General features: G+C 65.6%; 21 protein-coding genes. 4 read left to right on the plus strand and 17 right to left on the minus strand.

From position 1 onward, the window contains the following. Positions 1 to 3: 3 nt before the first annotated feature. The 3 genes from zwf to pgl are packed head-to-tail and all read left to right on the plus strand — an operon-like array spanning position 4 to position 3,321. Complete coding sequence (gene zwf, locus ACFVYC_RS12960; protein ID WP_387550435.1) at positions 4 to 1,575, plus strand: glucose-6-phosphate dehydrogenase; 1,572 nt, start codon at positions 4 to 6, stop codon at positions 1,573 to 1,575. Next, entirely contained in the window at positions 1,572 to 2,513 is a 942-nt protein-coding gene (locus ACFVYC_RS12965; RefSeq protein WP_387550436.1) for a glucose-6-phosphate dehydrogenase assembly protein OpcA, read from the plus strand. The genes zwf and ACFVYC_RS12965 overlap by 4 nt, the downstream gene beginning before the upstream one ends. Then, complete coding sequence (gene pgl, locus ACFVYC_RS12970) at positions 2,503 to 3,321, plus strand: 6-phosphogluconolactonase (RefSeq protein ID WP_387550437.1); 819 nt, start codon at positions 2,503 to 2,505, stop codon at positions 3,319 to 3,321. Before ACFVYC_RS12965 ends, pgl begins: the two co-directional genes overlap by 11 nt. Here the strand turns inward: pgl and ACFVYC_RS12975 are convergent. The 17 genes from ACFVYC_RS12975 to ACFVYC_RS13055 form a co-directional block, all read right to left on the minus strand. After that, positions 3,274 to 3,669, minus strand: coding sequence for an RNA polymerase-binding protein RbpA (locus tag ACFVYC_RS12975; RefSeq protein WP_387550439.1), 396 nt, complete (start codon positions 3,667 to 3,669; stop codon positions 3,274 to 3,276). The genes pgl and ACFVYC_RS12975 overlap by 48 nt on opposite strands. Positions 3,670 to 3,779: 110 nt before the next feature. Beyond that, a complete protein-coding gene (gene secG / locus ACFVYC_RS12980) occupies positions 3,780 to 4,037 on the minus strand; it encodes a preprotein translocase subunit SecG (protein ID WP_307095161.1) in 258 nt (85 codons plus the stop codon). 50 nt (positions 4,038 to 4,087) lie between these two features. Then, on the minus strand, positions 4,088 to 4,903 hold the full coding sequence (gene tpiA / locus ACFVYC_RS12985; RefSeq protein ID WP_387550442.1) for a triose-phosphate isomerase: 816 nt from the start codon (positions 4,901 to 4,903) through the stop codon (positions 4,088 to 4,090). A 100-nt stretch (positions 4,904 to 5,003) separates the two neighbouring features. Next, positions 5,004 to 6,230 (minus strand): phosphoglycerate kinase, encoded by a 1,227-nt coding sequence (locus tag ACFVYC_RS12990; RefSeq protein ID WP_387550444.1) that lies wholly within the window; start codon positions 6,228 to 6,230, stop codon positions 5,004 to 5,006. A 10-nt stretch (positions 6,231 to 6,240) separates the two neighbouring features. After that, positions 6,241 to 7,251 (minus strand): type I glyceraldehyde-3-phosphate dehydrogenase, encoded by a 1,011-nt coding sequence (gap, locus tag ACFVYC_RS12995; protein ID WP_387550445.1) that lies wholly within the window; start codon positions 7,249 to 7,251, stop codon positions 6,241 to 6,243. A gap of 261 nt (positions 7,252 to 7,512) precedes the next feature. Continuing rightward, on the minus strand, positions 7,513 to 8,139 hold the full coding sequence (locus ACFVYC_RS13000; protein ID WP_387550447.1) for a superoxide dismutase: 627 nt from the start codon (positions 8,137 to 8,139) through the stop codon (positions 7,513 to 7,515). Positions 8,140 to 8,238: 99 nt separating this feature from the next. After that, positions 8,239 to 9,219, minus strand: coding sequence for a DNA-binding protein WhiA (gene whiA / locus ACFVYC_RS13005; RefSeq protein ID WP_015937022.1), 981 nt, complete (start codon positions 9,217 to 9,219; stop codon positions 8,239 to 8,241). Between the two features lie 9 nt (positions 9,220 to 9,228). Continuing rightward, positions 9,229 to 10,242, minus strand: coding sequence for a uridine diphosphate-N-acetylglucosamine-binding protein YvcK (yvcK, locus tag ACFVYC_RS13010; RefSeq protein ID WP_387550449.1), 1,014 nt, complete (start codon positions 10,240 to 10,242; stop codon positions 9,229 to 9,231). After that, positions 10,242 to 11,165, minus strand: coding sequence for an RNase adapter RapZ (gene rapZ, locus ACFVYC_RS13015; protein ID WP_387550451.1), 924 nt, complete (start codon positions 11,163 to 11,165; stop codon positions 10,242 to 10,244). Before rapZ ends, yvcK begins: the two co-directional genes overlap by 1 nt. Before the next feature lie 114 nt (positions 11,166 to 11,279). Further along, positions 11,280 to 13,334, minus strand: coding sequence for an excinuclease ABC subunit UvrC (gene uvrC, locus ACFVYC_RS13020; protein ID WP_387550453.1), 2,055 nt, complete (start codon positions 13,332 to 13,334; stop codon positions 11,280 to 11,282). Between the two features lie 98 nt (positions 13,335 to 13,432). Continuing rightward, positions 13,433 to 14,101, minus strand: a complete 669-nt coding sequence (locus tag ACFVYC_RS13025) for a lysophospholipid acyltransferase family protein (protein ID WP_387550455.1) — start codon at positions 14,099 to 14,101, stop codon at positions 13,433 to 13,435. Then, complete coding sequence (locus tag ACFVYC_RS13030) at positions 14,088 to 14,804, minus strand: HAD hydrolase-like protein (protein ID WP_387550457.1); 717 nt, start codon at positions 14,802 to 14,804, stop codon at positions 14,088 to 14,090. Before ACFVYC_RS13030 ends, ACFVYC_RS13025 begins: the two co-directional genes overlap by 14 nt. Positions 14,805 to 14,883: 79 nt before the next feature. Then, a complete protein-coding gene (gene uvrA, locus ACFVYC_RS13035) occupies positions 14,884 to 17,808 on the minus strand; it encodes an excinuclease ABC subunit UvrA (RefSeq protein ID WP_387550459.1) in 2,925 nt (974 codons plus the stop codon). Positions 17,809 to 17,855: 47 nt separating this feature from the next. Beyond that, positions 17,856 to 18,236: a GntR family transcriptional regulator gene (locus ACFVYC_RS13040; RefSeq protein WP_387550462.1), complete on the minus strand. Its 381-nt coding sequence runs from the start codon at positions 18,234 to 18,236 to the stop codon at positions 17,856 to 17,858. Further along, on the minus strand, positions 18,233 to 20,038 hold the full coding sequence (locus ACFVYC_RS13045; protein ID WP_387550465.1) for an ABC transporter ATP-binding protein: 1,806 nt from the start codon (positions 20,036 to 20,038) through the stop codon (positions 18,233 to 18,235). The genes ACFVYC_RS13040 and ACFVYC_RS13045 overlap by 4 nt, the downstream gene beginning before the upstream one ends. Further along, positions 20,035 to 21,822: an ABC transporter ATP-binding protein gene (locus tag ACFVYC_RS13050; RefSeq protein WP_387550468.1), complete on the minus strand. Its 1,788-nt coding sequence runs from the start codon at positions 21,820 to 21,822 to the stop codon at positions 20,035 to 20,037. The genes ACFVYC_RS13045 and ACFVYC_RS13050 overlap by 4 nt, the downstream gene beginning before the upstream one ends. Positions 21,823 to 21,962: 140 nt before the next feature. Continuing rightward, positions 21,963 to 22,742, minus strand: coding sequence for a trans-aconitate 2-methyltransferase (locus tag ACFVYC_RS13055; RefSeq protein WP_387550471.1), 780 nt, complete (start codon positions 22,740 to 22,742; stop codon positions 21,963 to 21,965). A gap of 95 nt (positions 22,743 to 22,837) precedes the next feature. On the opposite strand from ACFVYC_RS13055, the gene ACFVYC_RS13060 reads away from it, so the two are divergent. Then, positions 22,838 to 25,384 (plus strand): DEAD/DEAH box helicase, encoded by a 2,547-nt coding sequence (locus ACFVYC_RS13060; protein ID WP_387550474.1) that lies wholly within the window; start codon positions 22,838 to 22,840, stop codon positions 25,382 to 25,384. The last annotated feature ends 15 nt before the right edge of the window (positions 25,385 to 25,399 follow it).

The raw sequence follows: 25,399 nt of genomic DNA on the forward strand, positions 1-25,399 counted from the left end.
AACATGCCAGAAACTGAATACGGCAGGACGTCCGGCACGCGTCCCGGGAAACCGGTGCGGAATCCGCTCCGGGACCCCCGGGACCGCCGCCTGAGCCGGATCGCCGGCCCGTCATCGCTGGTGCTCTTCGGAGTCACCGGCGACCTTGCCCGCAAAAAACTGATGCCGGCCGTGTACGACCTCGCCAACCGTGGGCTGCTGCCTCCCAGCTTCGCGCTGGTGGGCTTCGGCCGCCGTCCCTGGACGGATGAGGATTTCGCCGCCGAGGTGAAGGCTTCCGTGCAGGCCTACGCGCGCACTCCCTTTGACGAGGCCGTGTGGAACCAGCTGTCCGAAGGCATCCGCTTTGTCCAGGGCGAGTTCGACGACGACGGCGCCTTCGAGCGGCTCGGCGAGACCATCAAGGAACTCGACGACGTCCGCGGCACCCGGGGGAACCACGCGTTCTACCTCTCGATCCCGCCGAAGGCGTTCGAGCAGGTCTGCCGGCAGCTGTCCAAGCACGGACTGGCTCAGGCCGAGGGTGACAAATGGCGCCGCGTGGTGATCGAGAAGCCGTTCGGGCACGACCTCGAATCCGCCCGGCAGCTCAATGACATCGTGGAGTCGGTGTTCCCGGCGGACGCGGTGTTCCGGATCGACCACTACCTGGGCAAGGAGACGGTCCAGAACATCCTGGCGCTGCGGTTCGCGAACCAGCTGTTCGAGCCGTTGTGGAACGCCAACTATGTGGACCACGTCCAGATCACCATGGCCGAGGACATCGGCACCGGCGGCCGGGCAGGGTACTACGACGGCGTGGGCGCAGCCCGTGACGTCATCCAGAACCACCTGCTCCAGCTGCTGGCCCTGACCGCAATGGAGGAGCCCATTTCCTTCAACGCCGATGACCTGCGCGCGGAGAAGGAAAAGGTCCTCGCCGCCGTCAAGCTTCCTGATGACTTGTCCACGCACTCGGCACGCGGGCAGTTCGCCGGCGGCTGGCAGGGCGGCGAGCAGGTCCAGGGCTACCTGGAGGAAGAAGGCATCCCGGCCGATTCCACCACAGAGACGTTCGCGGCGGTCCGGGTTGACATCCACACCCGCCGCTGGTCTGGTGTCCCGTTCTACCTGCGGGCCGGCAAGCGCCTGGGCCGCCGCGTGACCGAGATCGCCGTGGTGTTCAAGCGGGCACCCAATCTTTTATTCCGTGACCACAGCGAGGATGACTTCGGCCAGAACGCCGTGGTGATCCGGGTCCAGCCGGACGAGGGCGTGACTATCCGGTTCGGGTCCAAGGTTCCGGGCACCCAGATGGAAGTCCGCGATGTGACGATGGACTTCGGCTACGGGCACTCCTTCACCGAGTCCAGCCCGGAGGCCTACGAACGGCTGATCCTGGACGTGCTCCTGGGCGAGCCGCCGCTGTTCCCGCGGCATGAGGAAGTGGAGCTGTCCTGGAAGATCCTCGACCCGTTCGAGGAGTACTGGGCGCAGCTGAACGAACAGCCCGAACCCTACGCCCCGGGGAGTTGGGGCCCGGCCTCTGCCGATGAGCTGCTGGCCCGCGACGGACGAACCTGGAGAAGGCCATGATTGTAGACCTGCCGGACACCACCACTTCCAAAGTCTCGAAGAAGATCATGTCCCTGCGCGAGCAGGGCGGCGTGATTGCCCTGGGCCGGGTGCTCACCCTCGTGGTGGTCACCAAGTCAGGCCAGGAGGAAGAAGCCATAGAGGCAGCCAATGAGGCCAGCCGCGAACACCCCTGCCGGATCATCGTCCTGGCCGACGCCGGTGCCGAGGCCGAGGACCGGCTGGATGCCCAGATCCGCGTGGGCGGTGACGCGGGCGCCTCCGAGGTGATCGTGCTGCGCGGCTACGGCCAGCTGGCCCATGAAAGCGAATCCCTGGTGGCCGCGCTGCTGCTTCCGGACGCGCCGATCGTGGCCTGGTGGCCCCACGGCGCCCCGGAAAACGCCTGTGAAACCTCCATCGGCCGGATCGCCCACCGCCGGATCACGGACTCCGCCAACGAACCGGACCCGCAGGTTGCGCTGGAGCGGATCCACAAAACCTACCGCGCAGGCGACACGGACCTGGCCTGGACGCGCCTGACCAACTGGCGGATCCAGCTCGCCGCCGCGCTGGACGAGGTGGACTCCTCTCCGGTGACCGCCGTCGCGGTGGAAGGCGCCTCGGACTCCCCGAGCACCATCCTCCTCGCGGCCTGGCTCACCCTTACGCTGGACGCACCCGTGACCATCGTGGCCGACCCCGCCGGGACCGGCATCCGACGCGTCCGCCTGACGCGGCCCGGCGGCGACGTCCAGCTCTTCCGCCCCGGACTGTCCGTGGCCGAACTGACCCAGCCGGGACAGCCTGCCCAGCGCATCTCGCTTCCGCGCCGCAGCCTCCGGGACTGCCTTGCGGAGGAGCTGCGCCGCCTGGACCCGGACGAAGTGTTCGGGGAAGTGATTACTATGGGACTGCCACGTACCAATCTAAGGAGTGTCCGACCCAGTGAGCGTTGAGCCAAGAGTAAGCATTCATCCTGATTCGTCCGTGCTGATGGCGGCCATTGCGGCCCGCCTGATTACCAAGCTTGTTGATGTCCAGGACAAGCACGGTGAAGCTACCGTGGTCCTGACCGGCGGCACGGTGGGTATCGGCACCCTGAAGGCTGTTGCTGACTCTCCGGCCGCGCCTGCCGTCGACTGGTCCAAGGTCAACTTCTGGTGGGGCGATGAGCGCTTTGTCCCCTCGGACGACGCCGAGCGGAACACGAAGCAGGCATACAACGCGCTGCTCTCGCATATTCCGGTGGACCCGGAGCGGATCCACGAACCCGGGTCATCGGACCAGTTCGCCACTCCCGAAGAGGCGGCGGAGGATTACGCCCGCCAGTTGCGGGACGCCGCGGCCTCCGAGCACGCTGCCGATATGTCCGATGACCGGCCGGAACACCCGGCGGCACTCCCCCGCCTGGACGTTGTCCTGCTGGGTGTAGGGCCGGACGCGCATGTGGCATCGCTGTTTCCTGAGCAGGCCGGCATCCGTGAGAAGGAGCGGACCGTGGTGGGGGTGCGGAATTCGCCCAAGCCGCCTCCGCTGCGCGTTTCCCTGACGCTGCCGACTATCAACACGGCCGCCGAAGTCTGGATGGTTGTTGCGGGCGAGGACAAGGCCGGTGCGGTGGGGCTTGCACTTGCCGGCGCCAACCCCGTGCAGGTGCCGGCCGCGGGTCCGCGGGGAACGTCCCGGACTCTCTGGCTCATCGATGAAAACGCGGCGTCACGCGTCCCGCAGCAGCTCGTCCGGAAGGACGCCGCGGGCGCGTAGCCTTTCCAGCGCTCCAGCCAGGAGGTCTTCGGCGTCCTGGCTGGAGCGCCGCTCTTTAACGTATTCCAGGTGGCTTTTGTAGCCATCCTCCATGGCGTCCGCCCCGGCTGCCTCCTCGCCGTCCCTCGCTGCCACAGCTCCGCAGCGCCGGCAATCCCATATTGCCGGGAGCTGGTCCTCGGGAAGCTTGAGGAAGACCAGTTGGGTTTCATGCCCTTTCGCGCACCAGTAGGACACCAGGACGCGAGGGAGGGTTTTTCCCTGGTCCTCATCAGCCTGGAGGCTGGGTCCTGTTCCTGCTGTGACACCGGCCCGGGTGCCCCGGAAACCTGACGTTGGATGTACCATCGGCGCTCCTGCCTCTTAAACAAAACTGTGGCTGCCGGAATCCGACAGCCACAGTTTAGTTCCCGGATCAGCGCGGCGGCAGTGCCCGCGCGGATCCTTTTAGCAATGCGTCAGGAGTCGCCGCTGCCGGTGAACCGCATGATCAGGCCCAGGGCGATGATCACGATGCCCCAGGTAACGCCGAGAATGACCGTGAACCTGTTGAGGTTGCGCTCGGCCACGCCCGAGGAGCTCAGCCCGGAACTCATGCCGCCACCGAACATGTCGGACAGTCCGCCGCCCCGTCCCTTGTGGAGGAGGATAAGCAACGTCAGCAGGAGGCTGGTGATGCCAAGGAGGATCTGCAGAATGACATGAAGAACGTCCACGACGGCCTTTCAGAAAGTTGGAATTGCGGGAGTGTGCGCTGCGGGACGGACTAGTCCGTCACCAAGTGACTCTCGAACCTGACAATATTAGCAAACTCCGCCGGATCGAGGCTCGCGCCGCCCACCAGCAAACCGTCAACGTCGCGTTCCTTCAGGATTGCGGCGGCATTGTTGGCCTTGACCGATCCGCCGTACAGCAGGCGGGTCTTCGACGCCACGTCGGCCCCGAACAGTGACTCGAGCTCGGCGCGGATGGCGGCACACATCTCCTGCGCATCCCCCGGCCCCGCCACTTCGCCGGTGCCGATGGCCCAGACGGGCTCGTAGGCCACCACAAGCTCGGCGGCCTGCTCCTGGGTCAGGCCTGCGACACCCGCGCGGAGCTGGGCGAGGGTATGGTCCACGTGGGTGCCGGCCTGGCGGATTTCCAGGCCTTCGCCGACGCAGAGCACGGGAACCACGCTGTGCTTGAACGCGGCCTTCACCTTGGCGTTGAGGACTTCGTCGGATTCGTTGTGGATGGTCCGGCGTTCGCTGTGGCCCACCAGGACGTACGAGCAGCCCAGCTTGTTCAGGAACTGGCCGGAGATGTCTCCGGTGTACGCGCCGGAGTCGAACTGGGAGAGGTCCTGGCCGCCGTAGGCAACGTCCAGGTCGTCACCCTGCACCAGGGTCTGCACGCCGCGGAGGTCGGTGAACGGCGGGAAGACGGCAACCTCGACCCGGCTGTAGTCATGCTTGGCGTCGGAGAGGGTCCATGCCAGCTTCTGCAGCAGGGTGATGCCCTGCACGTGGTCCATGTTCATTTTCCAGTTGCCCGCGATAAAGGGCTTGCGGTCGAAAGCGCCGTTCGTTGACGTTGTCACGTATTCTCCAAAAAGTCTGTATAAGTGTTCGGCCGGCAGGTTGCCGCGGGGCAACCTGCCGGCCGGAGGATTGAAGAGCGAGAACTGCTGCCGGCTGTTGTTACCGGTCGAGGACGCTGAGCCCCGGGAGTTCCTTGCCTTCGAGGTATTCCAGGCTGGCGCCGCCGCCGGTGGAAATGTGGCCGAACTGGTCATCAGCGAAACCGAGGGTGCGGACGGCAGCAGCGGAATCGCCGCCTCCCACCACGGTGAACGCCCCGGTTTCGGTCAGCGCCTGGGCGATGGCCCGGGTACCGGCTGCGAAGGCATCGAATTCGAAGACCCCCATCGGACCGTTCCAGAACACGGTTTTGGCACCCTTGATCCGGTCGGCAAACACAGCCGCCGAGTCCGGTCCGATGTCCAGGCCAATGCCGTCTGCCCCGAAGCTGCTGCCTTCGATGGCGTCCGCGGCAACGGTCTCATGGGCGGCGTCAGCGGCGAACTTCTCCGCCACCACAACGTCAGTGGGCACCACGAATTCCGTGCCGGCGTCAGCGGCGCGCTTCAGGTAGTCCTGGACCACGGGAATCTGGTCCTCCTCCAGCAGGCTGGAGGCTACCTTGTGGCCGGCTGCGGCGAGGAAGGTGAACAGCATGCCGCCGCCCACCAGGATGGTGTCCGCCTTGCCGAGCAGGTTGTCGATGACTGCGAGCTTGTCCGAGACCTTGGAGCCGCCGAGTACCACCACGTAGGGGCGCTGGGTGTCTGCGGTGAGCTTGCGGAGCACTTCCACCTCGGTGTGCACGAGATCGCCCAGGTACGACGGGAGCCGGGTGGCGACGTCGTAGACGCTGGCGTGCTTGCGGTGCACAGCACCGAAGGCATCGTCCACGAATGCGCCGTTGGCGCCGGTCAGCGCCACCAGCTCGTCAGCGAAGGCGCCGCGCTGGGCGTCGTCCTTGCTGGTCTCGCGGGCGTCAAAGCGGACGTTTTCCAGAACCAGCACTTCGCCGTCCTGGAGGGAGGCTGCAGCTTCCTTGGCGGAGCTGCCTACCGTATCCGCGGCCAAGGTGACCTTGAAGCCCGCCAGTTCCGCCAGGCGGTTGGCTGCAGGGCGAAGGGAGTACTTATCCTCCGGGGCGCCCTTGGGGCGTCCGAGGTGGGCTGTTACCAGCACGCGGGCACCGGCGTCCGTGAGCTTTCCCAGCACTGGCAGTGAGGCCCGGATGCGGCCGTCGTCAGTCACTGTAGAGCCGTCGAGCGGCACATTCAGGTCACTTCGAACCAGAATGTACCGCCCGCGGACACCTTCAGCGATCAGTTCGTTGAGGGTGTGAGATGTCATGTGTCTAACCCTAGCCCAGCTTGGCTGCCACAAGCTCCGTGAGGTCAACGAGGCGGTTGGAGTAGCCCCATTCGTTGTCGTACCAGGAAACAACCTTGACCTGGTTGCCGATCACCTTGGTGAGTCCGGAGTCGAAGATTGAGGAAGCGGGATCCCCAACGATGTCCGAGGAGACGATCGGCTCGTCCGTGTAGGTCAGGAAGCCCTGCAGGTCCTCGGACTCAGCGGCGCGCTTGAGGGCGGCGTTGACTTCCTCCACGGTGGTCTCACGGGAAACGGTGACGGTGAGGTCCGTGGCGGAGCCGGTGGGGACGGGAACGCGGATGGCGTAGCCGTCCAGCTTGCCCTTGAGCTCCGGCAGGACCAGGCCGATGGCCTTGGCTGCACCGGTGGAGGTGGGAACCATGTTGACGGCGGCGGCGCGGGCGCGGCGCAGGTCCTTGTGCGGGCCGTCCTGCAGGTTCTGGTCCGCGGTGTAGGCGTGGACGGTGGTCATGAGGCCGCGCTCGATAACGAACTCGTCGTTGATCACCTTGGCCAGCGGACCCAGGCAGTTGGTGGTGCAGGATGCGTTGGAAATGATGTGGTGCGTGGCGTTGTCGTACAGCTTGTGGTTAACGCCCATCACGATGGTGATGTCCTCGTCCGAGGCCGGGGCGGAAATCAGGACCTTCTTGGCGCCGGCGTCGATGTGCTTCTGTGCATCGGCTGCCTTGGTGAAGAAGCCGGTGGACTCGATGACGATGTCCACGCCCAGCTCGCCCCACGGGAGGTTGGCGGGATCGCGCTCGGCCAGGACCTTGACGACGGTGCCGTTGACGACGATGTTGCCGTCCTTGACCTCGATGGTTTCCTTCAGGCGGCCGCCAACGGAGTCGTACTTGAACAGGTGGGCCAGCGCCTCCGGGCTGGTGAGGTCGTTGACTGCAACGATCTCCAGGTCCGCGCCCTGTGCGAGTGCTGCGCGGAAGTAGTTGCGGCCGATACGGCCGAAGCCGTTGATACCAATACGGGTCGTCACTTTTTCAGTCTCCTTGGTGCTTGAAAAGCACAACTAGTTGAGCGGGCTATCAAGCCAACTAACAGATCCCGCACGCCATTGGGCAGAGATGATTTACAGACGGAGGGCGACCAGCCTCATTGCTGAAGGCTAACCGCCTTCCGTGACCTATCTTACGTTTAACTGGGTCCGCCCCCGCAAGTGCGGGGGCGGACGGTCCACATTCCGGCCGGTTAACGCCCGAAATGTGAACTTTGTTACAGGCGCGTGAAGCGCAGGTCACTACCGGAGGGTGATGAGTCCGGTGGCGTTGGTACGTGCAGCCTCAAACCGCTTGGCGACATCGGCCCAGTTCACGATGTTCCAGAACGCCTTGACGTAGTCGGCCTTGACGTTGACGTAGTCCAGGTAGAACGCGTGCTCCCACATGTCCAGCATCAGCAGCGGCGTGGTGCCCAGCGCCACGTTGCCCTGCTGGTCGTACAGCTGCTCGATGACCAGGTTTCCACCGATGGGCTCATAGGCCAGGAAGCCCCATCCCGAGCCCTGCAGGCCGAGTGCGGCCGCGGAGAACTGGGCGCGGAAGGCGTCGAAGGAACCGAAGGCGTCATCGATGGCCGCTGCCAGTTCGCCTTCGGGCTTGTCGCCGCCGTCCGGGGAAAGGTTGTTCCAGAACACGGAGTGGTTGACGTGTCCGCCGGTGTGGAAGGCGAGGTCCTTCGACAGCCGGTTGATGTTGGCGAAGTCGCCCTTCTCGCGCGCCTCGGCCAGCTGGGCCAGGGCGTTGTTGGCGCCGGCCACGTAGGCTGCGTGGTGCTTGCTGTGGTGCAGCTCCATGATGCGCGCAGAGATGTGCGGCTCCAGTGCGGCGTAATCGTAGCTGAGTTCGGGCAGTACGTACTCGGTCACAAAATCCTCCAATATCGTGGACCCTTGGTCCGGTTGGTAACTCTTGGATTGTGCATCCGGGCGTCTGGCACCCGGAATCTTTTTGATTCTAGGGGGCCGTCACTCGTCCAGCATTTCGGGCGTCACATTGGCGTCGGTCCCCGGGATGCCCAGATCAAGCGCCCGTTTGTCCGCCATGGCCAGCAACCTTCGGATCCTGCCGGCGATGGCGTCCTTCGTCATGACCGGATCGGCAAGGCGACCCAGTTCATCCAGGCTGGCCTGCTTGTGCGCCACGCGGAGCTCGCCGGCATACTTCAGGTGGTCAGGGACGTCGTCGCCCAGGATTTCCAGGGCGCGGTCCACGCGCGCCCCCGCTGCAACGGCCGCCTGGGCCGAACGGCGCAGGTTCGCGTCGTCGAAATTGGCGAGCCGGTTGGCGGTGGCCCGCACCTCCTTGCGCATCCGGCGTTCCTCCCAGACCATCAGTGCGTCGTGGGCGCCCATCCGGGTCAGGAGAGCGGCGATGGTGTCGCCGTCGCGGATAACCACCCGGTCCACTCCCCGGACTTCGCGTGCCTTCGCCTGGATGTCCAGCCGGCGGGCGGCGCCCACCAGTGCAAGTGCAGATTCAGGGCCGGGGCAGGTCACTTCCAGCGAGGATGAGCGTCCGGGCTCGGTGAGCGAGCCGTGCGCAAGGAAGGCGCCGCGCCACACCGCTTCGGCGTCCGCCGCGGAGCCGTTGACGACGGCAGACGGCAGCCCCCGCACGGGGCGGCCGCGGCCGTCGAGGAGGCCGGTCTGGCGGGCCAGCGCCTCGCCGTCGCGCACTACGCGGACCACGTACCGGCTGGCGCGCCGCAGTCCCCCGGCGGAAACCACGATGATCTCGCTCTGGTGGCCGTAGACTTCCGCGATGGCCGCGCGGAGGCGGCGGGCAGTGGAGGCGAGGTCCACTTCGGCCTCGATAACGATCCGGCCGGAGATGATGTGAAGCCCGCCGGCAAAGCGGAGCATGGCGGACACTTCGGCTTTCCGGACTGATGACTTCTTGATGTCCAGACGGGACAGTTCTTCCTTGACTGATGCTGTCAGTGCCATGGCACCTTCCTAACTGTTCCCGAAAATGTCGTTGTACGCCGTGGCCAGACGCAGGGGGTCATGGACGGGTCGGCGGCCCGACGCCCCTACTTTACCCAAGACCACCTCGGCGCCGATCATCGCGGCGGCTTTCTCGAACTCCATCCGGTCGGGAACAGAGGCGGGATCGGCCAGGACCACATCAACGCTGAACCCGGGGGCGTAGCGGCGCAGGACGTGCAGATGGTCAGCTGCGGTCATGCCGGAGGTTTCCTTGGTGTCCGTGGCCAGGTTCATGGTGAGGCAGCGCTTGGCGGGGGTGTGGCACAGTGCTTGCCGCATCTCGGGGAGCAGCAGGTGCGGCAGTACGGAGGTATACCAGGAGCCCGGGCCCAGGATGACCCAGTCCGCCAGTTCGATGGCCGTCAGCGCTTCAGCGCAGGCGGGGGCGGCTTCGGGCAGGAGCCGCACCTCCTCCAGCGAGCCGGCAACGGCGCAGCGCGCCTGCCCGCGGATGGTCTGCAGCTGGGAGGTGCCGTCGGGAGCGGTGACCCGGACGTCGCCTTCGATGGTCAGCGGCTCCGTGGACATGGGCAGGACCTGCCCGCGTGCACCGAGCAGTGCACCCGCCCATCGCAGTCCTGCAACGGCGTCACCGAGCAGTTCCCACAGCGTGACGATCAGCAGGTTGCCCGTGGCATGGTCGTCGAGGGAACCGCCTGGCCCCTTGCCGGGGCGGAAGCGGTGCTGCATCACGTCGCGCCAGGTGCGTCCCCAGTCGGTGTCGTCGCACAAGGCGGACAGCGCCATCCGCAGGTCTCCCGGCGGGAGGACGCCGTACTCGTCCCGCAGGCGCCCGGAAGAGCCGCCGTCGTCCGCAACCGTGACGATCGCCGTGAGCTCCGAGGTGAGGAGGCGAAGCGCCGAGAGCGAGGCCGAGAGGCCGTGGCCGCCGCCCAGTGCAACAACGTTCGGCCCTTTGTCCTGCTGGGCTGCCGCTGCGGCAGGCGGAACCAGCGGCAGCGCCCCGGTGAAAAGCGACATTACTCGCGGCCCAGGTCCCGGTGGGTGGTGGTCACCGTGACCCGTGGGTATTGGGCCAGCTTCTTGGAGAGTTCGACGGCGACTGCCACGGAGCGGTGTTTGCCGCCGGTGCAGCCCACGGCGATGGTGGCGTAGTGCTTGTTTTCGCGGCGGTAACCGTCAAGGACCGGTTCAAGTGCCATGACGTAGCGGTCCACGAAGTTCTTGACGCCCTCCGCTTCGAGCACGTAGTCGCTGACGTCCTTGTCCAGCCCCGTGTGCGGGCGCAGCTGCGGCACCCAATGCGGGTTGGGGATGAACCGGACGTCTGCCACATAGTTCGAGTCCACGGGAAGGCCGTATTTGAAGCCGAAGCTCATAACGTTCAGGCGGAGGGCCACCGGACCGGTTTCACTGAAGAGTTCGGTGATGGCGGTGGCGAGGCCGTGGACGTTGAAGCCCGAGGTATCGAGTACGACGTCGGAGCTGGCGCGGAGTTCCTGCAGCAGGTCGCGTTCGGCCGCGATGCCATCAAGGATGCGGCCCCCGCCCTGCAGGGGGTGCGGCCGGCGTCCCTGTTCGAAGCGCCGGACCAGGACGTCGTCGCTGGCATCGAGGAAAAGGACGCGGAAGGTGACGCCGCTGGCAGCGAGTGCCCCGAGCGCGGCGCGGATGTCCGCGAACAGGCCCTTGCTGCGGACGTCGATGACAACGGCCAGCCGCGGGATGGACTGGGGTGCGTGCGAGACGAGTTCAGCGAGGGTGCCCAGCATCTGCGGCGGCAGGTTTTCCACGACGTACCAGCCGTGGTCCTCCAGCGCGTCGGCCGCGGTGCTTCGCCCCGCTCCGGACATCCCGGTGACTACCAGCAGTTCCGCTTCGAGCGGCTTGACGGGGAGCATCCCGTCCTGCCCTGCTCCGGATTCCGCCGTTGTGTCTGCCATTAAGTTCCGCCCCGTTTCTGCTGTTGTTTCTCCGGGGCGGCCCGCATCGGCGGGTACCCCGCCCTCAACCCTAGCTAAGTTTCTTTGAACTCCGCCAAGTTTCAGCGGTGTCCGCTAGGTTTCGATGACTTCGCCGGTGGTCATGTTGATGGCCGGAACCGTTGCTGCCTCCGGGCCGGTCGCGGAAAAGTGGTTAACGATGGCGCTCGCGAGGGCAGGTCCGATTCCCTTGGCTTCGGAAAGTTCCACCGCCGAAGCCGCCTTGACGCCCTTAATCGATCCAAAGTGCGCCAGAAGGGCCTTCCGCTTGGACTCACCGAGGCCCGGCACACCGTCCAGTGCCGAAACGGTCATGGCCTTCCCCCGTTTCTGCCGGTGGAACGAGATGGCGAACCGGTGGGCTTCGTCGCGGATGCGCTGCAGCAGGTACAGCCCCTGGGAGGTCCGGGGCAGGATCACCGGGAAGTCACTGTCCGGCAGCCAGACTTCTTCCAGGCGTTTGGCCAGACCCACCACGTACACATCATCAACGCCCAGGTCAGCCAGCGCCCGGGCCGCGGCGTTGACCTGGGGCTTGCCGCCGTCCACCACCACCAGGTTGGGCGGGTACGCGAACCTGCCCCGGGGTGCGGGTGTGGTGGTGTCCAGCAGGGTGTCCTCCCGGGCAGGTGCCTGTGCGACGGCGTCCAGTTGGCCAGCTTCCTGCAGCTCCTGCTCCAGCGGGTCCGGTTCCTGGCCGCTGAGGACCGTTTCGTCCAACTGCCCGGACTTGTCCTGGAGATAGTAGCGGAACCGCCTGGTCAGGACGTCGTGCATGGCGGCGGTGTCGTCGGTGGCGGCAGCGCCGGTGATGGAGAACTTCCGGTAGTCGGATTTTTTCGGGAGGCCGTCTTCCACCACCACCATCGATGCCACCACGTTGGTGCCCTGGACATGGGAGACGTCATAGCACTCGATGCGCAGCAGCGGCACCGGAAGGTCGAGCGCTTCCTGGAGTTCCTGCAGCGCCTGCGACCTGACCGTGAGGTCCCCGGCCCGGCGGGTCTTGTGCAGCTTCAACGCGTGCTCGGCGTTCTCCCGCACGGTGGACATCAGCGCCGCTTTATCCCCGCGCTGGGGTACCCGGATGTCAACCTTCGCTCCCCGCAGTCCGCCCAGCCATTGCGTCAGTTCCGCAGCGTTGCTGGGGGCCACCGGCACCAGCACCTCACGGGGCAGCCTGCCGTGGCTTTGTGCCTCTTCCCCGTAAACCTGCTGCAGCAGGTGCTCCACCAGGTCCGGGGTGGTGGAATCCTCTACCTTTTCAACCACCCAGCCACGCTGGCCGCGGACCCGGCCGCCGCGGACGTGGAACACCTGCACTGCAGCTTCCAGTTCGTCCTCGTGGAGGGCGAAGACATCGGCGTCGGTGTCTTCGGCCAGCACCACGGCGTTCCGCTCGAAAACCTTCCGAAGGGCGGTGATGTCATCGCGCAGCCGGGCCGCCCGCTCATAATTGAGTTCGGCTACCGCCTCCGCCATCTGCTTCTCGAGCTTGGCGATAAAACGTTTGGCCTCCCCGCCCATAAATGCGCAAAAATCGTCTGCCAGGGCGCGGTGGTCTTCAGCGGAGATCCGCTTCACGCAGGGTGCGGAGCACTTGTCGATGTAGCCCAGCAGGCAGGGCCGGCCGCTGGCCTCGGCGCGTTTGAAAACACCCGCGCTGCAGCTGCGGACCGGGAAGACGCGGAGGAGGGTATCCATGGTCTCCCGGATGGCGCCGGCAGTGTACGGCCCGAAGTAGCGGGTGCCCTTCCTCCGGTCCCCTCGCATGACCTGCACTCGGGGGTATTTTTCGCCCATCGTGACGGCGAGGTAGGGGTAGGTCTTGTCGTCACGGAAGACGACGTTGTACCGGGGCTTGAATTCCTTGATCCAGGTGTATTCCAGCTGCAGCGATTCCAGTTCGCTGCCTACCACGGTCCATTCCACGCTGCTGGCCGCGTGGACCATTGCGTAGGTTTTCGGCAGGAGCCCGGCGGGGTTGGCGAAGTACGAGTTCAGCCGGGAGCGGAGGCTCTTGGCCTTGCCCACATAAATGACCCGGCCGTTGGGGTCGCGGAACCGGTACACCCCCGGGTTGGTGGGAATCTCGCCCGTCTGGGGCCGGTAACTTGCTGGATTTGCCACCTATCCATTCTACTGAGGCAGGCCGGGTACCTCTGACACTCGGAGGTTGTTACCTGTGCTCCGCCCGGCCGCACCGAGTGGGCTGTCGCCCTGGTTCCCTACTCGAGGATCTTGCTTTGGTTGTAGCTGGTGGAGCGTTCCTGGCCGCTGAGTTCGGCTATGGCGTCCATGATGCGGTCCGTTACCTGCCGGCGCGCCGGCAGGGAGTGGTCCGGTCCCGTCTTGTCGAAGTACAGCGGCTCCCCCACTTTCATGAGGAAGTGCTGGGGCCGGACGCCCTTCTCGCCGGCGCGCTGAAGGTTTTCCGTCCCGATCAGGCCCACCGGGATAACAGGGGCCCCGGTGGTCAGCGCCAGCCAGCCCACGCCGGTGCGTCCGCGGTAGAGGATGCCGTCACGGGAACGGGTGCCTTCAGGGTAGATCCCTATGCCCTTGCCCGATTCGAGAATGTCCAGAAGGGTTTTGAGCGCCTGGACGCTGGCGGCCTGCTCGCCGCGTTCCACCGGGATGGAACCCACGGATTCGAAGAAGGCTTTCATCGCCTTGCCTTTAATGCCGCCGGTGGTGAAGTACTCGGCCTTGGCAAAGAAGGCCACCGGGCGGGGCATCAGCGCCTGGACGATCACGCTGTCGAAGAAGGAGAGGTGGTTTGGAGCCACAATGAACGGACCGTCGGTGGGAACGTTTTCCAGTCCAATAACGGTGGGCCGGCACGAGCCCGCAATCAGGCTGCGCGTGGTCCAGCGGACAGCCTCAAACAGTGCCATCGTTCGTCACCTCGCTCATCGCGGCAGAGTGGATCGCCTGCAGCCGGTCGAGGGTGGCTACGAGCTCCCCGGCGGTTCCCACCACGGCCACGGCTCCCGCGATTTCCAGTTCCCCGTCCGGGGCGAAGCCCCACGCGACGCCGATGCAGTCAAGGCCGTTGGCAATGGCGCCGGAGACGTCCTGCGCCCGGTCCCCGACCATCAGGGCGTGCTGGGTGCCCAGGTCCCGCAAGGCGGCGGCAATGATCTCGGTTTTTCCCAGCGGAACGCCCGCCACGGCGGACTCGTCGTCCGCCGAGCCGTGGATTCCCTGGAACAGGGTGTCGATGCCATGGTGCGCCAGGACCGTACGGGCCAGTCCCTCGGGCTTCTGGGTAGCCACAGCGATCGGCCGGCCGGCCGCCGCGAATGACTCAAGGACTTCGCGGACCCCCGGATAAATCCGGCTCTGGCTGATTCCGGTGGCAACGTAGTACTCCCGGTAGCGCCGAATGACCTCGTCCAGCAGCTCCGCAGGAACCTGGGCCACATTTAGCAGCGAGTCGCTCAGCTTGGGGCCGATCATGGCTTCCAGCAGGTCCTGGCCGGGAACCGGAAGCCCCAACCCGCGAAGGGCCGAAGCAATTCCATCCGTTATCCCGCCGGCGGGGTCGACAAGAGTGCCGTCCAGGTCAAAGATCACGGGCACTGTTGTTTGAGTCACCGGGTTAGTTTCTCATGTCAGCACGCGTGCCTGAAACTCGCATGCGCGCAGCGGAATACTTCGGGGAATACTCCGGACCCTACTGCAGGATTTCGGCGAGGAACGCGGCAGTGTGGCTGGTGGTGGACTTGGCGAGCTGCTCGGGCGTCCCGGCGGCAACGATCTGCCCACCTCCCGAACCGCCGTCAGGTCCGAGGTCCACAATCCAGTCGGCACTCTTGATGACATCCAGGTTGTGCTCGATGGTGATGACGGTGTTGCCTTTGTCCACAAGGCCCTGCAGGACCATCAGCAGTTTGCGGATGTCCTCGAAGTGGAGGCCAGTGGTGGGCTCATCAAGGACGTAGACGCTACGGCCGTTTGATCGCTTCTGCAGTTCAGCGGCCAGCTTGACGCGCTGGGCCTCGCCGCCGGACAGCGTAGTGGCCGGCTGGCCAAGTCGGACGTAGCCCAGGCCCACATCCACCAAGGTGTTCAGGTGGCGCGCGATCGGAGAGAAGGCGGCGAAGAACTCCGCGCCCTCCTCGATGGGCATGTTGAGCACGTCCGCGATGGTCTTGCCCTTGTAGTGCACTTCGAGGGTCTCGCGGTTGTACCGGGCGCCGTGGCACACCTCGCACGGGACATAGACGTCCGGCAGGAAGTTCATTTCGATCTTCAGCGTGCCGTCACCGGAGCAGGCTTCGCAGCGGCCGCCCTTGACGTTGAAGGAGAACCGGCCCGGGAGGTAGCCACGGACCTTCGCTTCGGTGGTCTCGGCGAAGAGCTTGCGGATGTTGTCAAAGACGCCCGTGTATGTGGCCGGGTTGGAGCGCGGGGTCCGGCCGATGGGGCTCTGGTCAACATGTACCACCTTGTCCAGGTGTTCCAGGCCCTGGACAAGCTTGTGCCGGCCGGCCACCTGCTTGGCGCCGTTGAGCTTGTTCGCCAGCACCTTGTACAGGATTTCGTTCACCAGGGTGGACTTGCCCGAGCCGCTGACGCCGGTCACGGCGGTGAACAGGCCCAGCGGGAACGCGGCGTCAACGTTGAGGAGGTTGTTCTCCCGCGCGCCGACAACCTTCAGTTCGCGCTTTTTGTCGTACTTCCGGCGCTTCCTGGGCACTTCAATCTTCTTGCGCCCCGACAGGTAGTCGCCGGTCAGTGAGGCGGTGTTCTCCAGCAGCTCCTTGTAGGAACCGGAGTGCACCACCTGGCCGCCGTGCTCGCCGGCCCCGGGTCCGATGTCCACCACCCAGTCCGCCACGTGAATGGTGTCCTCGTCATGCTCCACCACGATGAGCGTGTTACCCATGTCCCGGAGCCGGGTGAGGGTGTCGATCAGGCGCCGGTTATCACGCTGGTGCAGCCCGATGGAGGGTTCGTCAAGGACATACAGCACCCCTACCAGGCCGGAGCCGATCTGGGTGGCCAGCCGGATGCGCTGGGCTTCGCCGCCGGAGAGGGTGGCGGACGGCCGTTCAAGGTTCAGGTATTCCAGCCCGACGTCGAGCAGGAAGGTCAGCCGGGCCTGGATTTCCTTCAGCACCTGGTGGGCAATCTGCGCCTCACGGCCGGTGAGCACAAGGTTGTTCAGGAAATCAGCGCAGTCCCGCATGGGGAGGGCAGCGACGTCGGCAATGGACTTGCCGTTGATGAGAACGGACAGGGACGCCGGGTTGAGCCGGGCGCCGTTGCACGCGGGGCAGGGAATCTGCCGCATGTACTCTTCGTAGCGGTCGCGGGCCCAGTCGGAGTCCGTCTCACCGTGCTTGCGGTGGACGTACTGGATGGCACCCTCAAAGCCGGTGCTGTACTTCCGTTCCCGGCCGAAACGGTTCTTGTACTGCACCACAACCTTGTGGTCCTTGCCGTGCAGCACAGTCTGGCGGACATCGCTGCCCAGCTTCTCCCACGGGGTGTCCATGGAGAAGCCCAGTTCCTTCGCCAGGCCTTCCAGGAGCCGGTTCCAGTATTCGGTGGTGGCGGTGCCCAGGGACCACGGGGCGATGGCACCTTCGGACAGTGAGAGCTCCGGGTTGGGGACGATGAGTTCCTCGTCCACCTCCAGCTTGGTGCCGATGCCGCTGCAGGCCGCGCAGGCACCGAAGGGGTTGTTGAAGGAGAAGGACCGCGGCTCGATTTCGTCGATGGCCAGCGGATGCTCGTTCGGGCACGCCAGGTTCTCGGAGAAGGCCCGGAGCCGGTGCGGATCGTCCGCCTCGAGGTCCACGAATTCGGCCAGGACCCTGCCCTCGGCGAGGCCGAGCGCGGTTTCGATCGAGTCGGTAAGCCGCTGGCTGATGCCTTCCTTGACCACGAGGCGGTCCACCACGACTTCGATGGTGTGCTTGAACTGCTTGCCCAGCTTCGGCGGGTCGCTCAGCTGGACAAGGTTTCCGTCCACGCGGGCGCGGGAGTAGCCCTTGGCGGTCAGTTCCTTGAAGAGGTCAACAAACTCTCCCTTACGCCCGCGGACCACGGGAGCGAGGACCTGGAAGCGGGTGCCCTCCTCCAGTTCGAGCAGCTGGTCAACGATCTGCTGCGGGGTCTGCTTGGCGACGGGCTCGCCGCACACCGGACAGTGCGGCCGGCCCACGCGCGCCCAGAGCAGGCGCATGTAGTCGTAAATTTCGGTAATGGTTCCCACGGTGGAGCGGGGGTTCTTGCTGGTGGACTTCTGGTCGATGGAGACGGCCGGTGAGAGCCCTTCGATGAAGTCGACATCTGGCTTGTCCACCTGGCCGAGGAACTGCCGGGCGTAGGCGGAGAGCGATTCGACGTAGCGGCGCTGGCCCTCGGCGAAGATGGTGTCAAAGGCAAGGGACGACTTGCCGGAGCCGGACAACCCGGTGAAGACAATCATGGCGTCCCGCGGCAGGTCCAGGTCCACGTTGCGCAGGTTGTGCTCGCGGGCACCCTTGACGACGAGGCGGGAAAGATCAGGGCGCTTGGGCGGCGTGGCGGGCGCGACGGTTACTTCAACGGATTGGATGGCAGATTCTTCAGCTACGGCTTTAGGCACTTACTAATGCTAATCGAAAACTTCTTCGAACACTCACGCGGAAGCCGTCAGCCGCCGTCGTATGCTGCCGCAAGCAGCTGCACGGCCTCGGCGAACGACGCGCCCTGGGCCCTGGCTGCGGCTGCGTAGGCAGCGGCAGCCTCCGAAAGTCCGCCGAGGCGTTCGTCGCGCGCGCACACCACCGTGCCGTTCCGCCCACGGGTGGCCACGACGCCGGCGGCCTCGAGTTCCTTGTATGCCCTGGCCACGGTGTGCGGGGCCACGTCCAAGCGCCCGGCCAGCGCCCTGACAGCGGGAAGCCGAGTGCCTGGCGGGAGCTTTCCGCCGTCGGCCAGGTGAATGACCTGGAGCCGCAGCTGCTCGAACAGCGGCACCGAGCTGGCGGCGTTCGGCTTCCACGATCCCGGGAAGTCGGCCACCGCTTTCAAATGCCGGCCTCGAGCGCGCCGGTCCGTCCGGCCTGCCGGGAGAACTGCGCGTTGTAAAGCCGCGTGTAGTAGCTGTTCGCGGCCAGGAGGTCCTGGTGGTTGCCCTGCTCGACGATGCGTCCGTGATCCATGACCACGATTAGATCAGCGTCGCGCACGGTGGACAAACGGTGGGCAATAACAAAGCTGGTCCTGCCGTGGCGCAACCGCTGCATGGCCTGGCGGATCAGCAGCTCCGTCCTTGAGTCCACCGAGCTGGTGGCTTCATCGAGGACCAGCACCGTCCGGGCGGCCAGCTGCGCCCTGGCGATGGTAATCAGCTGCCGCTGGCCCTGGCTCAGGCCGTCGCCGTCGTTCTCCAGCACGGTGTCGTACCCCCGCGGAAGGGACCTGACGAAGCGGTCCACGTAACTGGCTTCCGCCGCGGCGAGGATGTCGGCTTCTGCCGCGCCCGGATTTCCGTAGGCGATGTTCTCCCGGATTGTGCCGGCAAAGAGCCACGCGTCCTGGAGCACCACACCGAACTGGGCCCGCAGGAGATCCCGGGGAACTGCCGCGATGTCCTTCCCGTCGATGGTGATGCGTCCGGAGTCCGGTTCGACGAAGCGCAGCAGGAGGTTGATCACAGTGCTCTTGCCGGCCCCGGTGTGCCCAACGATCGCCACCGTGCGGCCCGGTTCCACAGCGAAGGCAAGTTTGCGGACTGCCGGCGCGGCTTCCCCGTAGCCGAATGTCACGTCGTCGAAAACGATGCGGCCCGACGGGACTACTTCCCCCGGCGGGTCGGCGGGCTCCTCGCCGGCGTCGAGCAGGGCAAAGACCCGGGACGCAGAAGCCACGCACGACTGCATGAGGTTGAGCATGCCCCCGATCTGGCCAACAGGCTGGGTAAAGAGCCTGCTGAACTGGATGAACGCCTGGATGCCCCCGATGGTCATGGCGCCGGCGATGACCTGGAGGGCACCCACCACTGCCACGGCGATGTAGTTGAGGTTGGACATAAGGACCATCAGCGGCTGCACGACCCCGGCCGAATACTGTGCCCGGGTGGCGGCACGCGCGAGCCTCTCGTTGCTCCTGGCGAAGACTTCGGCGGCCTGCGACTGCTGACCGAACGCCTTGATGACCTCGTGGCCGGTGACGAACTCCTCAACATGCGCGTTCAATTGGCCGGTTTCGGTCCACTGGCTGGCGAACTGTGCTTGGGATTTCCTGGCCACGAACACGGTGATCAGGGTGGAAAGGGGAACGGTGGCAATCGCGATCGCTGCCAGCAGCGGCGAGATCCACAGCATCATGGCCAGCGAGCCGCACAGCAGCAGGACGGACATGATCAGTTGGGTCAGGAGCTGGTTCAGGGCCTGGGTGATGTTGTCGATGTCGTTGGTGGCACGGCTGAGGACGTCACCCCGGGAGCGTTCGCCGAAGTAGTTCACTGGCAGCCTGTGCAGTTTGTCCTCCACTGATTTCCGGAGGCCGTGCATCAGGCCCTGCACCGAGTGGGCGGTGAGCGCCCCCTGGATCCAGTTGAAAAGGGAGGCGCACACATACATTAATGCCACTGCGGCGAGCAGGACTCCGAGCCGTTCCTTGTCCAGCGCACCCCGCATCACGCCTTCCACCACCACGTCGGTGGCGTCACCCAGAAACTTGGGTGCGGCGACGTTCAGCCCCGCGAAGGTGCAGGTTGCGCCGACCGCGCCCAGCATGCGCAGGCGAGAGGGCTTCAGCAAGGCAAGGAGCCGGCGTGCGGTGCGCCAGAACCGCACCGGGGTCTCCTCGACGGCGATTGCCGCACTCATGGGCGTCCGTCCAGGACCAGCTGGGACTCCGCTATTTCCCGGTAAGTGGCGGATGTCTCCAGCAACCCCTCGTGGGTTCCCTGCGCCACGAGGCGGCCGCCGTCGAGCACCAGGATCAGTCCCGCACCTTCGACGGCGGAAATACGCTCGGCGACCACTACGACAGAGGCGTCGGCCAGCCTGGCCTGCAGGGCCTGCCTCAGCCTGGTGTCGGTGTCATAGTCCAACGCTGAAAAGCTGTCGTCGAACAGATAGAGGGACGTCTTGCGGAGCAGGGCGCGGGCAATGCACAGCCGCTGCCGCTGGCCGCCCGAGAGGTTGGTGCCGCCCTGGCCCAGCGGGGTGGCGAGCCCCAGCGGCAGGTCCCGCATAAAGCGCATGGTCTGGGCGGTTTCGAGGACCTCCCACAGTTCGTGGTCCGTAGCATCCGGCGCGGCCATGCGGAGGTTGCTGGCGATGGTGCCGGTGAAGAGGTGGGCGTGTTGCGGAACCATGGCCATGGAGGCCCGCAGTTTATCCAGCGACTCGTCCTTGATGTCGCTTCCCCCCAGCCTGATGGTCCCGGCTGTGGAATCCAGGAAACGCGGGATCAGGTTAAGCAGTGTCGACTTTCCGCTGCCGGTGGAACCCACGATCGCCGTTGTTGTGCCCGGACGGGCGGTAAAGCTGACGCCGGCAAGGACCGGTTCCTCCGCCCCCGGGTAGGAAAAACCCACTCCGCTGAACTCCAGGATGCCGGGGGGCACGGCACGGGAGGCGTTGCCGTCCGCGGTGCCGGGCTGCTCCAGGGTCTTGGCTTGCACGGTTGTCGCGTGCCGGGTTTCCCGTACCGAGGGCATCGTGTCCAGGACTGCACTGATCCGCTCCGCGCATACTGCCGCGCGGGGTGCCGTCATCAGGACATACATGGACATCATGATGGCGATCAGGATCTGCAGGATATAGGCAATGAACGCCGTCAGGGCACCCAGGTTCATCAGGCCTGCCTGGATCCGTTGCCCCCCGAACCAGACGACGGCCACCGAGGAAAGATTGACCACCAGCATGACCATCGGGAGCATGCCGGCAACCAGCAGCGCGGACTGGAGGTTGTTGGCAGTCAGGCTGCCGTTGACCCGGGCAAAGCGGCGGACCTCATGGTCCTGCCGGACAAAGGACCTGATGACACCGGCGCCGATGATCTGCTCGCGCAGGATGCCACCGGCCCGGTCCAGCAGGTCCTGTCCTTCCCGGTAGAGCGGGATCAGCTTCCGGACGATGAGGTACATGATCAGCAGGAGCAGCGGAACGATGACGATCACCACCGAGGAAAGCGCCACGTCCTGCTGCAGGGCCAGGACCACGCCCCCTACTCCCATGGCAGGTCCGGCCACCAGCATGGTGAACACCAGCACGGCGAACGCCTGGACCTGCTGGGTGTCGTTGGTGGCACGGGTGGTGAGGCTCTGGGTTCCGAAGACTGCAACGTCCTGGGTGGACAGTGACTGGATCTTGGCGAAAATCTCGCCCCGCAACTGCTGCCCGATCCGCATCGCAACAACGGCTCCGAGGTATCCCGCCGAGACGGCGGCCGCGGCCTGAAGAACGGCGATAACGGCCATCACTGCCCCCAGGCGGGAGATCACACCCGTTTGGCCTGCCACGATACCGTCGTCAATGATCGCTGCGTTGACTGTTGGCAACAGGAGGTTAGCGGCGGCTTGAACCAGTTGCAGGAGGACAATGGCGGCCACGGCATGCTTGTGGTCCGTCAGCAGCCGCCTCATCATTGCGATCAGCACCATACCTCCACTGCGCTCAGGGATAACAACCTGGGCGGTAGCGGCCTCCCCATGGCCGACTCCGCAATTGTAAGCCACATCACTCACCTTTGCTGTCACGTGGCATGACCTTTATGTATTGATTCTCCAGCGAATGGAGTTTCTCACCGGTTCTTCCGCCCCACCGCGAAGACCCGGCGGAAAGGGAACACCGTGCCGTGGCGGCCCTGAGGGTAGGCCTCCCTGAGCGCGGCTGCGTATTCGGCCTCGAAAGCGGCGCCCTCAGCCGGCGGCAGGACTGCCAGGACCGGGCGCAGGGCAGTGCCGCGAACCCACTCCAGAACCGGATCCGGACCGGTCAGCACCTGCTGGTAGGTGGTCTCCCACGCGTCGGAAGTGAAGCCGGCGTCGAGCAGAATCCGAAGGTATTCCGCAGGCGCGCCCGCCGACTCACTGCCCCGCAGCACTCCCTGCAGTTGGGGCGCCCACCGGGAGGACCCCGCGAGTCCCCGCATCAGCACATGCGACGGGGCGTCGAAGTTGCCTGGAACCTGCAACGCAAACCACGAACCGGGACTCAACGCCGCCAGCCAGGAGCGCATCATGTCCTGGTGGCCCGGAACCCACTGCAGTGCCGCGTTGCTTACCACCACCCCGGTCTCCGCGGAGGGCATCCACTCGGCAATATCCATAAGGCCGAACCGCAGGGAAGGCGTTCCCTGGGCAGCGCCCTCGGCTTTGGCGAGCATCTCGGCTGAGGAATCGATGCCCACAACGTCCGCCCCCGGCCAGCGCTCGGCGAGGGTGGCGGTGAGGTTTCCGGGCCCGCATCCCAGGTCCACCACCTGCGCGGGCGACTCCGCGTGGACCCTGGCCGTCAGGTCAAAGAACGGCCGGTCCCGGTAATCGCCGAACTGGACGTACTTTGCCGGATCCCATTTCATATCTGTCTCCAGGTTCTGGTTCTGTCACGGTACGGCGAAGCCTAACCCGACGGCGGCGGAATTCCGGGAGCGTCCGGGCACTAAGCTGGAAATCAATGAAACTCGTTGACCAGTTGCCCCTTCCGCCCGCCCGGGACCTGCCCGCCTCCGCCGTTGATTCCGACGCCCTGTACACCCGGTTCGTTGAATGGACGGAAAGCCGGGGACTGGAGCTCTACCCCGCCCAGGACGAGGCGATCATGGAGCTGGCAACCGGGGCCAACGTCATCCTGGCCACCCCCACGGGTTCGGGGAAATCCCTGGTGGCCATTGCCGCCCACTTCCAGGCCATGGCCCAGGGCCGGCGCAGCTACTACACCGCGCCCATCAAGGCGCTGGTCTCGGAGAAATTCTTTGCCCTCTGCGATATCTTCGGCGCCGAGAACGTGGGAATGATCACTGGCGATTCCGGCGTCAACCAGGACGCGCCCATCATCTGCTGCACGGCCGAGATTCTGGCCAACATCGCGCTCCGGGAAGGCGCGGCCGCGGAGCTGGGCTGCGTGATCATGGACGAGTTCCACTTCTACTCGGATCCGCAGCGCGGCTGGGCGTGGCAGGTGCCGCTGCTGGAGCTCCCCCAGGCCCAGTTCCTCCTGATGTCCGCCACGCTGGGCGACGTCAGCAGGTTTGAAGTGGGCCTGACCGGCCTGACCGGACGCCCCACCACCACCGTGAGCTCCGCGGAGCGGCCCATTCCGCTGCATTACTACTACCACGAGACTCCTGTCCACGAGACGCTGGAGGAGCTGCTCTCCACCAGGCAAGTGCCCGTGTACGTGGTGCATTTCAGCCAGATCGAGGCGATCGACCGGGCACAGACGCTGATGAGCATCAACGTCTGCACCCGCGAGGAGAAGGACAAGATCGCGGAGCTGATCGCCAACTTCCGTTTCGCCGCGGGATTCGGCAAGACCCTCAACCGCCTGGTCCGCCACGGCATCGGGGTGCACCACGCAGGCATGCTCCCGAAGTACCGCCGCCTGGTGGAGCAGTTGGCGCAGGCCGGCCTCCTGAAAGTTATTTGCGGCACCGACACCCTGGGGGTGGGCATCAACGTGCCCATCCGCACTGTGCTCCTGACTGCTTTGAGCAAGTACGACGGCGTACGCACCCGGCAGCTTAACTCCCGTGAGTTCCACCAGATTGCCGGCCGTGCCGGGCGGGCGGGCTACGACACCGCGGGAACGGTGGTGGTCCAGGCTCCCGAGCACGTCACGGAGAACGTGAAGGCGATGGCCAAGGCCACCGCCAAGTTCGGTGATGACCAGAAAAAGCTGCGCCAGGTGGTGAAGAAAAAGCCGCCGGAGGGTTTTGTGTCCTGGGGCGAGCCCACCTACAAGCGGCTTGTCGAATCCGTGCCGGAGCCGCTCAGTTCCAGCTTCACGGTGACGCATGCCATGCTGATGAACCTGATGGAACGCCCGGGCGACCCCTTCGCGGCCGCCCGCCGCCTCCTGACCGAAAACCATGAGACGCGGTCCTCGCAGCTGCATCTTATGAAGAAGGCGCTGGGCATCTACCGCGAGCTGCTTGCCGCCGAGGTGGTGGAGCGGATTCCGCCCGAACAGCAAGGGCGGGACGGCCGCAGTGTCCGGCTCACCGTGCACCTGCAGGCAAATTTCGCGCTGAACCAGCCGCTGTCCCCCTTCGCACTGGCGGCGCTGGAGCTACTAGATCCGGAGTCGCCGTCGTACGCCCTCGACGTGGTGTCCGTGATCGAGGCGACGCTGGAGAAACCGCGCCAGATCCTTTCTGCCCAGCAGAAGAAAGCCCGTGGTGAAGCGATAGCGGCAATGAAGGCCGACGGCATCGAGTACGACCAGCGCATGGCGATGCTGGAGGAAGTGACGTACCCGCAGCCCCTGGCGGAAATCCTGGGCGAAGCGTTCGAGGTGTACCGCAAGGCGGCCCCCTGGGTGGGTGACTTCGAACTCGCGCCGAAGTCGGTAGTGCGGGATATGTACGAGCGCGCCATGAACTTCGGCGAATTCGTGCAGTTCTACGGCCTGGCCCGCTCCGAAGGCATCGTCCTGCGCTACCTGGCGGACGCCTTCAAGGCCCTGCGGCAGACAGTGCCGCAGGACATGCTGCGCGAAGACCTGGAGGATCTCATCGCCTGGCTGGGTGAGCTGGTCCGCCAGGTCGACTCCAGCCTGCTTGATGAGTGGGAGGAACTGGCGTCGGGCGCAGCACCCACCCCGCACGATGCACCCCCGCCGCCTCCGCCGTCGCTCACGTCCAACATCCGCGCCTTCCGGGTGATGGTGCGCAACGAGATGTTCCGGCGCGTGGAACTGTTCGCCGACGAGGACGCTGCAGCTCTGGGCGGACTGGACGGCGCTGCCGGCTGGGATGCCGACCGCTGGGAGGACGTCCTGGATGACTACTTCGACGAGCACAACGACATCGGCACCGGGCCGGATGCCCGCGGCCCCGGACTGCTCATCATCACCGAAGAACCCGGCGTGTGGAAGGTCCGGCAGATCTTTGACGACCCCGCCCGGAACCACGACTGGGGCATCTCCGCCGAAGTGGACCTGGAAGCCTCGGATGAAACCGGAACCGCAGTGGTGCGGGTGACGGACGTGAACCGGCTCTGACCGGCGGCGGTGCCG

This window comes from Pseudarthrobacter sp. NPDC058329 (assembly GCF_042879835.1).
In the GTDB taxonomy this organism is placed as follows: domain Bacteria; phylum Actinomycetota; class Actinomycetes; order Actinomycetales; family Micrococcaceae; genus Arthrobacter.